14 protein-coding genes, 1 tRNA gene and 1 pseudogene are annotated in these 12960 nt (G+C 47.3%); 5 read left to right on the plus strand and 11 right to left on the minus strand.

The window, feature by feature from the left end:
- Positions 1-82: 82 nt before the first annotated feature.
- Entirely contained in the window at positions 83-787 is a 705-nt protein-coding gene (locus PN466_RS06235) for a TauD/TfdA family dioxygenase (RefSeq protein WP_271937828.1), read from the minus strand.
- Between the two features lie 302 nt (positions 788-1089).
- On the opposite strand from PN466_RS06235, the gene PN466_RS06240 reads away from it, so the two are divergent.
- The 3 genes from PN466_RS06240 (at position 1090) to PN466_RS06250 (ending at position 5739) form a co-directional block, all read left to right on the plus strand.
- Positions 1090-1980 carry a DUF4384 domain-containing protein gene (locus tag PN466_RS06240; protein ID WP_271937830.1) on the plus strand — a complete coding sequence of 297 codons (891 nt, stop codon included), beginning with the start codon at positions 1090-1092 and terminating at the stop codon, positions 1978-1980.
- A gap of 273 nt (positions 1981-2253) precedes the next feature.
- The gene (locus PN466_RS06245; RefSeq protein WP_271937832.1) at positions 2254-5310 is read left to right on the plus strand and encodes a CHAT domain-containing tetratricopeptide repeat protein; all 3057 of its coding nucleotides are present in this window, start codon (positions 2254-2256) and stop codon (positions 5308-5310) included.
- Positions 5311-5412: 102 nt separating this feature from the next.
- The gene (locus PN466_RS06250; RefSeq protein ID WP_271937849.1) at positions 5413-5739 is read left to right on the plus strand and encodes an antibiotic biosynthesis monooxygenase; all 327 of its coding nucleotides are present in this window, start codon (positions 5413-5415) and stop codon (positions 5737-5739) included.
- 139 nt (positions 5740-5878) lie between these two features.
- Here the strand turns inward: PN466_RS06250 and psb32 are convergent, their stop codons facing one another.
- From psb32 to PN466_RS06280, 6 genes are all read right to left on the minus strand, one after another.
- Positions 5879-6562: a photosystem II repair protein Psb32 gene (gene psb32, locus PN466_RS06255; RefSeq protein ID WP_278003007.1), complete on the minus strand. Its 684-nt coding sequence runs from the start codon at positions 6560-6562 to the stop codon at positions 5879-5881.
- Between the two features lie 89 nt (positions 6563-6651).
- On the minus strand, positions 6652-7128 hold the full coding sequence (locus tag PN466_RS06260) for a universal stress protein (RefSeq protein WP_271937834.1): 477 nt from the start codon (positions 7126-7128) through the stop codon (positions 6652-6654).
- A 258-nt stretch (positions 7129-7386) separates the two neighbouring features.
- Positions 7387-7575 (minus strand): hypothetical protein, encoded by a 189-nt coding sequence (locus PN466_RS06265; RefSeq protein ID WP_271937836.1) that lies wholly within the window; start codon positions 7573-7575, stop codon positions 7387-7389.
- Positions 7576-7642: 67 nt separating this feature from the next.
- Positions 7643-8857, minus strand: coding sequence for an aminotransferase class V-fold PLP-dependent enzyme (locus tag PN466_RS06270; protein WP_271937837.1), 1215 nt, complete (start codon positions 8855-8857; stop codon positions 7643-7645).
- Positions 8858-8885: 28 nt separating this feature from the next.
- Positions 8886-8957 (minus strand) — tRNA-Asn (locus tag PN466_RS06275).
- 102 nt (positions 8958-9059) lie between these two features.
- Positions 9060-9611 (minus strand): NYN domain-containing protein, encoded by a 552-nt coding sequence (locus PN466_RS06280; protein ID WP_271937839.1) that lies wholly within the window; start codon positions 9609-9611, stop codon positions 9060-9062.
- A 260-nt stretch (positions 9612-9871) separates the two neighbouring features.
- On the opposite strand from PN466_RS06280, the gene PN466_RS06285 reads away from it, so the two are divergent.
- Positions 9872-10327: a hypothetical protein gene (locus tag PN466_RS06285; protein WP_271937841.1), complete on the plus strand. Its 456-nt coding sequence runs from the start codon at positions 9872-9874 to the stop codon at positions 10325-10327.
- A gap of 98 nt (positions 10328-10425) precedes the next feature.
- On the opposite strand, the gene PN466_RS25870 is transcribed toward PN466_RS06285, so the two are convergent.
- From PN466_RS25870 to PN466_RS06305, 4 genes are all read right to left on the minus strand, one after another.
- Positions 10426-10629: a hypothetical protein gene (locus tag PN466_RS25870; protein WP_271937842.1), complete on the minus strand. Its 204-nt coding sequence runs from the start codon at positions 10627-10629 to the stop codon at positions 10426-10428.
- A 69-nt stretch (positions 10630-10698) separates the two neighbouring features.
- A complete protein-coding gene (locus PN466_RS06295) occupies positions 10699-11295 on the minus strand; it encodes a L,D-transpeptidase (RefSeq protein ID WP_271937844.1) in 597 nt (198 codons plus the stop codon).
- 103 nt (positions 11296-11398) lie between these two features.
- On the minus strand, positions 11399-12088 hold the full coding sequence (locus PN466_RS06300) for an energy-coupling factor ABC transporter ATP-binding protein (protein ID WP_271937846.1): 690 nt from the start codon (positions 12086-12088) through the stop codon (positions 11399-11401).
- A complete protein-coding gene (locus PN466_RS06305; protein ID WP_271937847.1) occupies positions 12088-12357 on the minus strand; it encodes a hypothetical protein in 270 nt (89 codons plus the stop codon). Before PN466_RS06305 ends, PN466_RS06300 begins: the two co-directional genes overlap by 1 nt.
- Positions 12358-12606: 249 nt before the next feature.
- Between PN466_RS06305 and PN466_RS06310 the strand changes: the two are divergent.
- Positions 12607-12960: pseudogene (locus PN466_RS06310) on the plus strand (photosystem II D2 protein (photosystem q(a) protein)); the annotation flags it as partial.

Below are 12960 nucleotides of genomic sequence, written 5' to 3' on the forward strand. Positions count from 1 at the left end.
TACAATAAACCCGGCTTCTTTTAATCCTAGGGATTAAGCCTGATGAGAGAAACTAGATAGAATTGGGACTGGGGAGTTTAGATTAACCACAGCCGTTGTAGATGGCGTTCGGCATCCCAGTAAGCGGTGCGAGAATGGAGCATCCGATGGTTAAAATCAATAAACCGTTTTGGGGAATGCGGATAGATTCGTGATTTTGGTCAAACCAAGTAATAATTTTATCGCAGAGATGCAGTAACCAGGAATCCCTAACTGAGGGCGAAGTTTGGGTCATCTCTGGCGATGGGTTTCCGTAAATCAGGGTGTTGTAAGAAAAGCGAAATAGGGGTTTATTCTGATTCAGGGAAAGGATAGGACGCAGGAGTTTTTGGTTGCCATTTTTGGAGACAAAAGGATAGTGACGAGCGAGCATCTTTTGTTGGTCGATCTCTGTGAGATGTCCGAGCAAGTCTTGTCCGTCTGCCAGGGTGGTATAGCCACCGCCAAACCGGTCGGGTTCTAGGCAATACAGGGCTAAATAGTTGGGCGGAACGAGGAGATCGCTGCCGTCGGTATGGGGACGCAGAGGATTTTGGCTTTGGGAATCTGACAGGTTTTGTTTACCGAGATTGGCTTTAACAGTGTAGATGGTTTGACCGTTTTCTTGGGTCATGGTTTGGCATTGAGCTATCTGTTTTGCCAGGGTTTGCCAGATGTCTTGGGGGACATTAGGAAGCAAGACCCAACCGTTTTGATGCAGGTTTTGGCCGATGGCGTTGATGCCATTGGTTTCGAGTGATAAAATCATGGTGTTGAAAATTAGTGTGTGGCCTTAAGTCGAGGTTTTGGCTTAAGGTTTTTTGTTGACGAAGCGGGTTCTTTGAACTGGCTTCCTATATTTTTTTTATAGCGAGTTTTTGCTGGGAAAATCAAGGGGTTCATGACTCACTTTTTCTCTAGAATTAAAGGGTATATCTCTTGATGTCTAAAGTGGTTTATTGCTGACCTTTTGACTCTGATTGACTCCGGATGTCTACGCATGTCTCAAAATGTCTCCTAATTACGGTAAAGCGGATCGATCAAGATTTTTTTTGCTATGGTAAATATAAGTTGACTGATGTTTTAGAGAGCAAAATGGAACATTTAGGAGTTAAAGTTATGCAACCAGTTGATATTCCAGAGCGCTATGAAAGGCTATTTTTGGAGAGTAGAGCTAGGCAACTGGGGTTATCAGGCATTACACTTGATGTGTTTAAAACACGGTTATGTAAAGATAACTTAAATAAGCAGTGGTGTGAGTTAACGGAGGAGCTGCCGGGTTCGATTAATGGAGACAATGCGCGGAAAAATGTTTGGGGTAAAGAGATTAGTAAGGCTCTGAAGGAAGCGGGATTTAATGCTCAGGAGAATGGTAAAAAGCTTTGGCTGGATGTGCACAAATGGTTGGAGCAGAAGTATGAACCCTGGTTATGGGAGATGCTAACGCAGAAATTGGAACGGGCACAGGATATGGGGTTTCTTGAAACTGGCACACATGAACCTAAAGTCGCTGATTTGGGGCGTTATAGACCTTCTGAACCTTATGTGAAGCGGGTGAAGGGAGAGAGTCAGTTGATATTGGAGATAAGGGTAAGACAACCGGCTCATTTAACCCTATTGCTTAGGGAAGCTAATCAGGAAGTTTGGTGTTTATGTCCGTCAGAATACATACCGAATAGTAAACTTGAAACTGGGAAGCATATATTTCCCCAACCATGTTCACATAATGAAGACTTCCATGTATTTGGTATATCTGATGTTGTGGGGAAGGAGCAGTGGTTAGCGCTGCTGACTCTAGAGGCTCCTAGGTTTGGATGGTTACAAAACACAGAGGATGTATCGGAGAACCAGTTGGAACCATCGGAGTATCAGTTGGAGCCGATGGATTTGCAGGAGGTATTGGATTATGTGAGCCAGGGGAAGAATAGACGCTTACTGTATACCGAGTATGAGGTGTATTAGCTGGGAGCTAAGAAACCGAGACCTTTATTGAGAACTCCATTGCTAAAGGAGCAAGAGCTGATGATTTATAGTCATTTTAATTAAGATTGACACACCAAGCTCTATCTACAACAAGGATATCTGTAGGGGCGAACGGCCGTTCGCCCCTACAACCATGCCCCATCCTTAATTAAAACAACTATAGTTTACAGAAGGTGGTTTAGTGGCGATTGAGCAACTGTAAACAAGTTTTCTTTTAATTGAACTATGAATAAACACCCAATCAAAAAATTTATGACATCTATCAAACAGTGGCACAACGAACTTGTCACGTCCTTGATGTTGAAAGCTCTGAACGAGAAAATCGTGCCACTGCACTACCAGGAGCAACATACAGAAATTTTCCAACCTTTAGAGTGGAAAAACCTCAGCGAGCAACACTTGCTACTCTTTGATCGGGGCAAATACGAAGAAGCTATTTCCAAGGCAGAAAGGGTGCTGAAACTGGCGCGGGAGATTTGGGGTAATGAGCATAAAAATGTAGCTACGAGCGCTAACGGCCTGGCAAATTTGTACCAGGTTCAGGGAAAATACTCAGAAGCCGAACTCCTATATGAAGAGGCTATACGCATAGGCCGCATGACAAACCATCCCGAACTGGCTAAATTGCTGGGCAACTTTGCAGAACTCTGCCGCGTTCAAGGCGAATACTCAAAAGGCGAACTTTTGTGCAAAGAAGGTGTAGAAGTAGGTCGTTCCCTACCCGATAACCATACCGACTTAGCTCTCTGCCTGAATATCTTGGCTCTGTTGTACCAATTTCAAGGCAAATATTCAGAAGTCGAATCTTTGTTCAAAGAAGCTATAGAAATAGACCGTACACTACCCAATAACGATCTTAACTTGGCTAGAGACTTCAACAGAATGGCAGGATTGTACCTACTTCAAGGTAGATACTCAGAAGCCGAACTCTTATTACAAAAAGCTACAGATATATTCCGCAGGGCTTTACCCCAGAACCATCCCAACCTAGCTACCCACCTGCACAATGTGGCAGTATCCTACCAGTATCAAGGCAGATACTCAGAAGCCGAACCCTTGTTCCAAGAAGCTATAGAAATAGACAGTATTGCTCTACCCGATGGTCATCCCGACCTGGCTCAACACCATTGCAATTTCGCTTGGTTGTACAAGGATCAAGGCAGATACACAGAAGCCTTGCAGCAATTCCAAGCTTCTCTGGAGTGCGAACAAAAGCGACTGCGCTATATCTTCAGCACCCATTCTGACAGAGAGCGCCGGGAATATCTGCAATCAAACCGCCAAACCTATGATGTATTCCTCAGCCTAGTGTCCCAGTATCTAGCCGATGACCCAGAAGCAGTGGGAGCCGCTCTCGATGCTGTGTTGCGGCGCAAGTCCTTGACCACCGAAGCTCTGGCGGCCCAGAGTGCAGCTATCTATAGCGGCCGCTATGGAAAAGCAGTTATCGCTCTGTTTCGTAAGAGACAAGCCTATCTGGAGAAACTGGGGGAAGCCATGTATACCCCACCCGCACCTCAGATTGACCGAGAGGTTGACCGACAACAGCGAGAGCAGTATTGCCAGTTCGTCAAAGACCTACAAACGAAAGCAGAAACTCTAGAAAAACAACTGGCCAAGAAAGTACCGGAACTGCAACTGAACCAACAAACCATCAACTGGCAAGAGATTGCAAAGGAACTGCCGAAAGGTTGGGCGTTGGTGGAGTTTGTCCGCTTCCGTCACCGTGATTTTGAAGGCAAAAAGTGGCAAGAGGAGCGCTATCTGGCGTTTACGGTGATGGCGCACCAACCGGAGCAAGTGCGGTTAATTGATTTAGGAGAAGCTCAAGCCTTAGACAGGTTGATTACCCAGTTTCGCCACTATTTTATCGGCCCAGGGGATAAACTGGGGCGTTATAGGCCTGGATTTGCCCAGCAGCAAGCGAAGAAGCAGGAAAAACTCTATCAGGTTCTCTGCCGACCGTTGATTGAGGTGTTGGGTGGGGCTTCTCACTGGTTCCTGGCTCCGGATAGTGCGTTGAATTTGTTGCCGTTTCAGATTTTGCCAATGCCCTCATCCGCAAATTCTCTCCCTTCGGCAAGCTCAGGGCAACGCCTACGGGAGAGGTGGGTTAGTGGAGATGGCTTTGCTCCATCCCGTTCCGCTCCCCATAACGGTTATCTGGGTGATATGTATAGTATGAGTTACCTGAGTTCAGGACGCGACCTGCTGCGTCAGTCACCGAAGCGTAAGCCGAATACCTGTCCGGCAACGATTCTAGCTGACCCTGATTATGATTGGGATGGGGTTCCCTTCGACTCCGCTCAGGGAACGCTCTCGGCTCAGGGAACACCTTCTGTTGAGGGCAAGTTGGGAGTGGAAACCCTGGCGACGCTCTCCGGGTTTGAGCGTGCCGCAGGAACCGATATCTTTGGTCGCCAAGTTGCTGAACTGCTGAAGATGCAACCCTACCTGGATAAAGAAGCCGTTTCCACCCATCTCACCGATAGCGCCTGTCCCCGCATCCTCGCCATTGCCACCCACGGCTTCGCCCGCATGGGACAAAAGCCTTATCGCGAGTTCGTTCTCGCCTTACTTGCGACTGATGTAGAACAACACACGAAACTCTTTGAGCAAAATCCCCACTTAATGAACCCGCACCTATTGGAATTCATTGAGCAAGCCGCACAATATAACGACGCAGAGAATCCCGAAATTAGCCAATGCCTCCTCAATCTTACCCCGCAAATCCAAGCCTACCTCAACGCCCATCCCCCCAGCCGCCTGGATGCGGAAGATGCGGATGATGCCATGTACCGGGCGGGGGTTGCCCTCGCCGGAGCCAATGTCTGGAACCAGGGTAAGCCGCTCCCAGAGGGGATGAAGGGGATTCTGTTTGCCCAGGATATCGCCTCCTTAGACCTGTGGGGCAATGAACTCAGCGCCCTGATTGCCTGCCAAACCGGACTCGGTGAGGTGTCGTCTGGGGAGGGCGTATTTGGCTTACGCCGGGCATTTGTGGTGGCTGGGTCAAAAACGCTGATTATGAGCCTCTGGTCGGTTCCTGCCCTGGCTACGGCGTATCTAATGGAATGGTTTTTCCACTACCTCGACCAAGGTGAAGGACGTGCCGCAGCCCTTGCCACCGCTCAGTCTGATGTCCGCAGGGTGACGGCGGGAGAGCTGCATCAGTCGGAGTTAGGGCAGGCTATTTTACAGGAGTTAGGGAAAGATTACGCGGATAAGGAGTGCCCCCTGTCCCATCCGTATTATTGGGGTGCGTGGGTGTGCCAGGGGGATATTGGGGGATTAGCAATTAATGCTTGATGGGAGAATGGGGGGAAATTGCCTTTTGCCGATTCCCCATCCTCACCAAGCTATGGCAAACTATATAACGGCAACCGATCGCGTCACGGTGTGAGTACAACCATGAGTGAATTTTTAGATTATCTCAAACCCAACTATAAATATGCTTATGTGGCAACGGGGGAATTTAAGCCAGGTAAGTTTGCTGAGGCACGAGAATTGTATGAAGAGGCGATCGCTACCTATAGCGAGGGATTTGAGGGAGCCTACTTGCTACAAGAACCGGGAAGCGACCGAGGAATTGCGGTAATCTTCTGGGATCATATTGAAGATATGGAAGCCAATAAGAGTGAGGCAAACGAAAAGATTTTACACAAGATGCTACCGTTGTTTGTTCAACCTCCGGTAACCACCTTTTATGAAGTCTGTAGTGAAATTAAGCCTAAATAGAGGCAGGATGTGGGGGAGAACAATTTTTCTCTCCTACAGCTACAGCATAGAAAAGGAGAATTAGGCATATTGTCTATTGCCTATTGCCTGAAACAATAACCTCTAACTGTCCTAACTCACTCCTTCTCTGCTATACACCCTATGAATACAACCAGAAATAGGTCACCATGGGAATCACAGTTGCCAGAATCAGCAACACAACTACCCAAACCATAGCGTTAGAGTTCTTGGTTTCTTCTGCCGAAGCAAACGTACTTTCTGCTTGAATCGTGTCTTCAACTACGGGAGGGCCGGGATCGGGATTACCAGATAGAATAGCGGTTAAGCGATCGCCTGCGCCTAAAAAGGCTCGATTGTAGCGATCGCCACTGCGCAACGGCACTTGCACCGTTTCGCTCGACACACTCTCAGCCATCTCATCAGACAACAGATCTTGCGTTCCCTCTCCTGTCTGAATGGCCGAATTATTGGTCACTACATCCAACACCAATAACACTTGATTACGTTGTTCCTCTACAGTAGGAAACCACTTTTCAAACAAATCATGGGTAAAGCTATCAATCGTTTCCCCATAATCTAAACGACGAATCGTTACCAAGCGCACCTCATTCCCGGTTTCTTCAGATAGTTCACTGAACTGTTTACTGAGTTTTCCTTCATTTAAGCGACTAATCACATCCGCTTGATCGACTATCCAAGTCGCCTCTCCTGCCTCCACCACAGGCATTTGATAAACCCCCGTAGCTTCTGCCAGTTGCGGATTCATCCACCACAGAAACAGAGTCAAAATACTGATTAATAATCCCCGAACTGTTGTTTTCATTTTAAATATTGCCTCATTAAAATCCTATCTATCATTTTCATACAATTTATCTGAGGAAAGAGCAAAACCCGGTTTTTCCTATTTCCTACTCACGGATGTACCAAATACACCGAACAGGGAACATGATGAATCACATAATTACTCACACTACCTAAAAACCATTCCGTTAGATTCGAGCGTCCCCGCCGTCCCATCACCACTAAATCTGCATTCCAAGACTGAGCAAGATCGCAGATAACGCGCCCTGGATTACCATAGGTTTGGGTTAATTCCGTTTCAAGGCCGGCTTGAATGGCTCGATCTTCAAAGGTTTTGAGTAACTCTAAGCTCTCTTGTTCAAATTTGGCCCATTGATCGTGATAGGATTTCACCCAATCCATACTCAACTGCCCTTCAATCCCTAAACTCATGATCCGAGGATCGGAAGGACTATCAGAGGATTGACTGGATAATACATGTAGCAACATTAACCGAGCTGAATAGGCCTGAGTCAAGACTAAAGTGTGTTCAAAAATGGTATGACTGGTTGGGCTGCGATCGAGGGCAACAAGAATTCGGGATACCATGAGCAATCGTTAATAGATAATAGGTAATGGGTAATGGGCTATCTCCACGTCCCCGCATCTGGAGTATTTTCCCATTCCCAAGCCCCCACCGTCTAGGGAAGGCGAGTGATCCATTGCACAAATAAAGCTCCAATAGTCAGAGTAACAGCAGTTTGTAGTAAATAAATAATTGTCCAGCGTAAAACTTGAGGAATCCCCATGAGCATGACCTCCAAGGTTAATGTAGGGTACAGGGATCGATCTCACCCTAAAGTTGGTTTAACGAAGGGATTGATGGGTTGATAAGGAGGTTTTTTCATAAGTGGTCTCACTGGTGGGTTGAAATGCACTCTGGGAGGACAAAGTTGCGATCCCTATCCGTAACACGGTTGATAGAGTCACTACGACCATTAAGCTCAGGGTGGCTGTCGGCAGAAGGGAGATGAGTTGGGGTTTCTTTCTTTTCATGAGAGGTACTCATCAATTCCAGTGAGAGGCTTGAGCCTAGGTTACTGGAGGGAGGAAAAGAAATGCATCACCCATTAGCATCACCCAGTTGGGTGAATTGAGGATGATGGAGAGTGGATAGGAGGGCGATCGCCAAGTTCTGGTAATCAGCCTCGGTATTATAGACTTGGGCGCACACTCTCAGCAACCGATGGGGAATTTCCGGAAAGGCCTTGATGGCGACTTCGATATGCCATTTTTGGGAGAGATGGTTATAGAGGGGAAATGCTGCACCATCAGGTAAGGGAAGCGAAACCATCGAACCGAGACCAGATTCTGGGAGATTAAAAGTAATGTTGAGAGTTTCACACAGCAAGCTTTTAGCGCTCATAATCCTTTGATGATTCTGTTGCATGAGCGCACTCCATCCCCCTGGAAATTGGGTTGCTATAAAATCGATCGCTGTGGGGATGCAGAGATAGGGGGTAAAGTCTTGGGTTCCTGTCCAATCAAATTCTAAATGAAATCGAGAGCGATCGCTACGGGTCGAATTGGCTCCGTGACTAATACTCAGGGGACGAATCCCATCTTGTTGCTCAGGTTTAACATACAAAAATCCCGCACCTTTGGGGGTAAAGAGCCATTTATGACAGTTGCCACTGTAATAGGTTGCCTCTAATTCTTCGAGGTTAAGGGGAATTTGACCGGGAGCATGAGCGCCATCCACAAGCAATTCTATGCCCTGGGTTTTCAGAGTTTTGCCCAGGGTTTGAATCGGGAAAATTAAGCCGGTCATACTGGCAATATGGTCGATTAGGACTAACCGAGTTTTAGGGGTAACGGCTGCTAAGATGCGATCGGCAATATCTTGCTCATTTTCTGGAGGAAAGGGAATGGAAGCCACCACGATTTTAGCCCCAGTCCGATGAGCCACAAACTCTAGAGCATTCCGACAGGCGTTATATTCATGATTGGTTGTCAGCAGTTCATCCCCAGCAGCAAAGGGAAGTGAACGTAATACGGTGTTTACTCCAGTCGTCGCATTGGGAATTAAGGCTAAGTTTGAAGGGTTGGCTCCTAAAAATTGGGCTAATCGGTTCCGCGCTTGGTCTAGAAGTGCTTCTAGCTCATGCATGATAAACCCGGTGGGATTTTGTTCTAGGTGTTCCCTTAACTGGGTTTGTCGCTCTAATACAGGGCGCGGACAAGCGCCAAATGCTCCATGGTTCAGGTAAGTGCGGTTGGGATCGAGTGTCCACCACTGCTTCCAAGGAGAGACTTCCTGAGTGCCCGTTGCATTCATGGGTTAAAAAAGGGTTGATTTGCTTAAACTCCCCAGGCCGGATTCGAACCAGCGACCAATCGGTTAACAGCCGACCGCTCTACCACTGAGCTACTGAGGATCACAGTTTCTTAATGTAGCGCTAAGACTAGGGGTTTGTCAAGGGGTTAATCCAACTTTTTTTGGAGGCGATCGCAATTACGATAGGTTGCACGATTACAGTCTAAGACGGTAAGCCCATACGCCAAGCCGCTAAACGCTTTTGTGCTGAGGCATCCAGCCCACGGAACACAGAAGAACGAGAGACTTTTTTCTCTGTTTTCCGTTGGTCGCGCAGACCCTTTTGACTGTTACTGACATCATGGGCTAACCGACTCGCTGACATCCATTCCGCTCCATATCCTACCACCGTCATTTGTTGAGCGCGATCGGAAGTGGCCACAATCAGGCGCTTTTGATATTTTTCAATCGAGCGACTAAACTTAGCACAAGCGATCTCAATATAAGAATCCGCTGTTTGGCCAAAATTGGTGTAATGGACACAAACTTGATTGGTAATCTTTTCCTGATGACTGGGAGTGTGTTTGAGATGAGCATCAAACACAATCCGGGTATCATAGCCTCGGAACGAACCGTAGTTAGTCAATACTTCAATCAGTTGTTCGCGGGCAACGTCTAGTCCTTGGCGATCGCGGGTTGCTTGCAAATCGCTCCAAGCACCAATAATGTTATAACCATCAACAAATAAAATAGCGGTAGTTCTGGGTCGAGACATGGGTCTGGATCGTCAATTTTCAGTTCCGGATTTGAGCATATTAAGATAGTATAGTGGCATGATGCTGGAATAGTCCTGCTTAAATAAGGGTCTATAACCCCTCAATCCTTTATGGAGTAAGGGTTTGGTAGATTTAATATTAAATGCAAGAACTGAAGCCAGAATCACTGTCAATCCAGACGGATGAAACCCTCAGTCAGTTCCTTTAGGAATCTTTTCTGAGAGTTTTTCCAATTAGTAACCGTGAAGGAGTGAAACGGATGAACAAAATAGCAGCCTTCATTGGTGCGTCATTCATTCTCCTAATGCCAGGACAAGCCTCTTGGGCAGAAGAAGCCCAAGCAGACGGTCGTCCGGTTTGTGAAGCCGCTCAAAAACTTGCCCAAAGTCCTGAAGGCGCAGAACAAACCATTCGCGGCATTGTTCGGAGTATCGTTGGCGATATGGTCACCCTAGAATTAGCCGACGGTGAAGTACGTACCGTATATCTTGACCGCAGAGAACGAGGATTCATCGGTAACATTTTAGGAGCTGATGTGGTGGTTACTCCCGTTTTCTGTAACCGAGTTTCTCTTTATCGGGAAGCCCCACCACCCGCTAGAGCCTTTACTATTCCTGCCCTGCCGCCCCCGGCTCCCCCACCGAGTCTTCCTCCCCTCCAGCCCCCGCCGCCTCCACCACCTCCCCCCGCTCCGTTATTACCTCAAACCTGGTAACCGGCTACTGGTATGGATTAATTGGAAGATTTTTCAACCTAAAGAACAAAAGCGAGGTGTTTTCTGCCTCGCTTTTTGTATGCCTTCTAGAAAGAGGGTTATTGTCCTGCGCTTAAAATTTCTGCCGCTGTCAAGTTCAGATCGGGAAAAGTCAGAGAAGTGATGGGGAGATCGCCTCTAAGAAGCTGAATATCATACTCTCCATCAATCAGTTCATAGCGTTTATCACTGCCATAGCAGGCTAGAAACTCATCAAAGTTGAGTGGCCTCTGTTTTATCGGTAGGTCAATCGCAAGAGTCATTTCAAATCAAAATTACATGATCTAGGGGCGAAAAATTTTTCGCCCCTACAAGATACTCTAATTTTAGAGTTACGGTTCAACAATGACTCGGGTTCCCAGTTCCACTTTTTCATAAAGGGCAATCACATCCTTGTTAAACATACGCACACAGCCATGGGAAACATTGTGACCAATGGAATCGGGATTATTCGTTCCATGAAAACCAACTTGAGTTTTTCCATCTGTCCAAAAGCCAACCCATCGGGGGCCAAGGGGATTATCGGGACCAGGGCCGATTTTGTTTCCTGTCCATAGGCTTAAAAAGACCGGATCGACTTCCTTGTTAAACACTTCAAAGTCACCAGTGGGGGTTTCCCATCCCTCTTTACCCACAGCTACGGGATAGCTAGCCAGCTCTTCATCTCCTTTATAAACATAAACTCGTCGTTCTCCGAGTCTCAGAACCAGATGCACTGGAGTTTGACCAGGCAGATATTTTGCTGCTTCTCCCAGAGCAGGTACTTTGGGTGGGTCTTGAATTAAGGGCAGTTCACTCAGAAGGGGAATCGATTCAGAGCTTAGGGGAACTTCTCCTTCTAGAGCCTGAGTCGGTTGCATAAATAAGGGAGAGAGAAGCCCTAAGCTAATTAGGGTTAACGGGTGGATAGCTGAGAGTCTGGTTTTCATAAAGTGTTGCCTGACTTAATGCTGTAAGGTTAATCGATGGGAATTTTTACGGGGTTCAGTTACCGAAAATTGTAATGGGTAGATCGGAAAATTTCACCCTCGTTTAAGAGTTCAGATGGGTGGCCATCAAGCGATTTCTGAGTCGCTGAGGGTTTCCTTGGTCAACCACTTGGCCTTGGTCGAGCAAAAAAGCGCCATGACAATGGTCGAGTTCGTCAAGTCGATGGGTAACCCACAGGGCAGTTAGGCCCCGTTGAATGACCAGGTTTTTGACTTGAATCACCAATTCGAGTTGGGCTTCTCGGTCTAGGAGGGCACTGGGTTCATCTAGGAGCAGAACTTTACAGTGACGGGCGATCGCTCCAGCAATGGCGATCCTTTGTTTTTGGCCGCCACTGAGAGCGTAGATAGGCCGTCGTTTGAGATGAACCAGGTTGACGGCTTCCAAGGCTTCGTCAACCCGTTCTTGGACTTCCTGGATCGGTAATTTTTCTTCTACTAAACCAAAGGCAATGTCGGCTCCTACGGTAGGCATCACCAGTTGATGATCTGGATTTTGAAACACAAATCCGACTGGAGATTCCAGATTGATCTGACCAGACTGAGGATCAAGGAGTCCCGCTAGAGTTCGCAGAAGGGTCGATTTACCACTCCCATTGGTTCCCAGAAGCATCCAAAATTCTCCTTGAGGAACTTCTAAGGAACAGGCTTTGAGGACGGATTGGCCGGAGGGCCAATCAAAGGAAAGATTCTGAACGTCAATTCCAGGAGGATTAGGGATAGCTCCAGTCATTATTGAGTGACGGCGAAGAATCCAGGCGGTCTACCCGAAGCGGCTGTGGTTCCGGTTTTCTCTGCTTTTTGGACAGCGGTGATTTCGCTGCTGAGAAGGGCGACTATTTTTTCGGTTTGGCGATCGCACTTCAGTTCAATCACTTCAGATTCGGAAGAGCGCATGGCTTCTAGAATCTGGGTATAGAGTCCTTGAGCGTCTTCTTCTGATTTGCGCTCGACAGACAGAGGAATGGGATTATTCCTTAAAACAACATCAATCACATACATAAGGCGGTTTTGTGAAGCAAGAATTTGACTTAGTCTAACTCTAAGTATCTCAGATTCTCCAGATTTTCCCATCTTTACCGCTGGTGATGTTGAGGTCAAGATTGAAAAATCAATCGTTTCCCTTATAATTAGGTAAAGAATCGTAAACTAGACGGGCCAAAAGAGTCATTTTCTGCTTAGAGCAGTTTGCTCAAACGTCAGCTAGGACGCGATCGCAATGATTATGAAAATTTTGGAGAACATCACTTTATGACAATCGCAGTTGGACGCGCGCCCAGCGAAAGAGGGTGGTTTGATGCCCTCGACGACTGGCTAAAGCGCGATCGCTTCGTCTTCATCGGATGGTCAGGACTCCTGCTGTTCCCCTGTGCCTACCTCGCCATCGGCGGTTGGCTCACAGGAACCACCTTTGTAACCTCCTGGTACACCCATGGACTCGCTTCCTCCTACCTCGAAGGCGGTAACTTCCTCACCGTAGCCGTATCGAGTCCCGCAGACAGCATGGGACACTCCCTCCTGTTCCTCTGGGGGCCTGAAGCTCAAGGCAACTTCGCTCGCTGGTGTCAGCTCGGTGGTCTTTGGCCCTTCGTCGCTCTCCATGGA

The sequence above is a fragment of the Roseofilum reptotaenium CS-1145 genome, from assembly GCF_028330985.1.
Taxonomy (GTDB): domain Bacteria; phylum Cyanobacteriota; class Cyanobacteriia; order Cyanobacteriales; family Desertifilaceae; genus Roseofilum; species Roseofilum reptotaenium.

Coding starts and splice junctions, on each gene's coding strand:
- PN466_RS06305 (WP_271937847.1), bottom strand. CDS start 12,357: ATGTATGTGATTGATGTTGTTTTAAGGAATAATCCCATTCCTCTGTCT.
- PN466_RS06270 (WP_271937837.1), bottom strand. CDS start 8,857: ATGAATGCAACGGGCACTCAGGAAGTCTCTCCTTGGAAGCAGTGGTGG.
- PN466_RS06235 (WP_271937828.1), bottom strand. CDS start 787: ATGATTTTATCACTCGAAACCAATGGCATCAACGCCATCGGCCAAAAC.
- PN466_RS06260 (WP_271937834.1), bottom strand. CDS start 7,128: ATGGTATCCCGAATTCTTGTTGCCCTCGATCGCAGCCCAACCAGTCAT.
- PN466_RS06280 (WP_271937839.1), bottom strand. CDS start 9,611: ATGTCTCGACCCAGAACTACCGCTATTTTATTTGTTGATGGTTATAAC.
- PN466_RS06250 (WP_271937849.1), top strand. CDS start 5,413: ATGAGTGAATTTTTAGATTATCTCAAACCCAACTATAAATATGCTTAT.
- PN466_RS25870 (WP_271937842.1), bottom strand. CDS start 10,629: ATGACTCTTGCGATTGACCTACCGATAAAACAGAGGCCACTCAACTTT.
- PN466_RS06245 (WP_271937832.1), top strand. CDS start 2,254: ATGACATCTATCAAACAGTGGCACAACGAACTTGTCACGTCCTTGATG.
- PN466_RS06295 (WP_271937844.1), bottom strand. CDS start 11,295: ATGAAAACCAGACTCTCAGCTATCCACCCGTTAACCCTAATTAGCTTA.
- psb32 (WP_278003007.1), bottom strand. CDS start 6,562: ATGAAAACAACAGTTCGGGGATTATTAATCAGTATTTTGACTCTGTTT.
- PN466_RS06265 (WP_271937836.1), bottom strand. CDS start 7,575: ATGAAAAGAAAGAAACCCCAACTCATCTCCCTTCTGCCGACAGCCACC.
- PN466_RS06300 (WP_271937846.1), bottom strand. CDS start 12,088: ATGACTGGAGCTATCCCTAATCCTCCTGGAATTGACGTTCAGAATCTT.
- PN466_RS06285 (WP_271937841.1), top strand. CDS start 9,872: ATGAACAAAATAGCAGCCTTCATTGGTGCGTCATTCATTCTCCTAATG.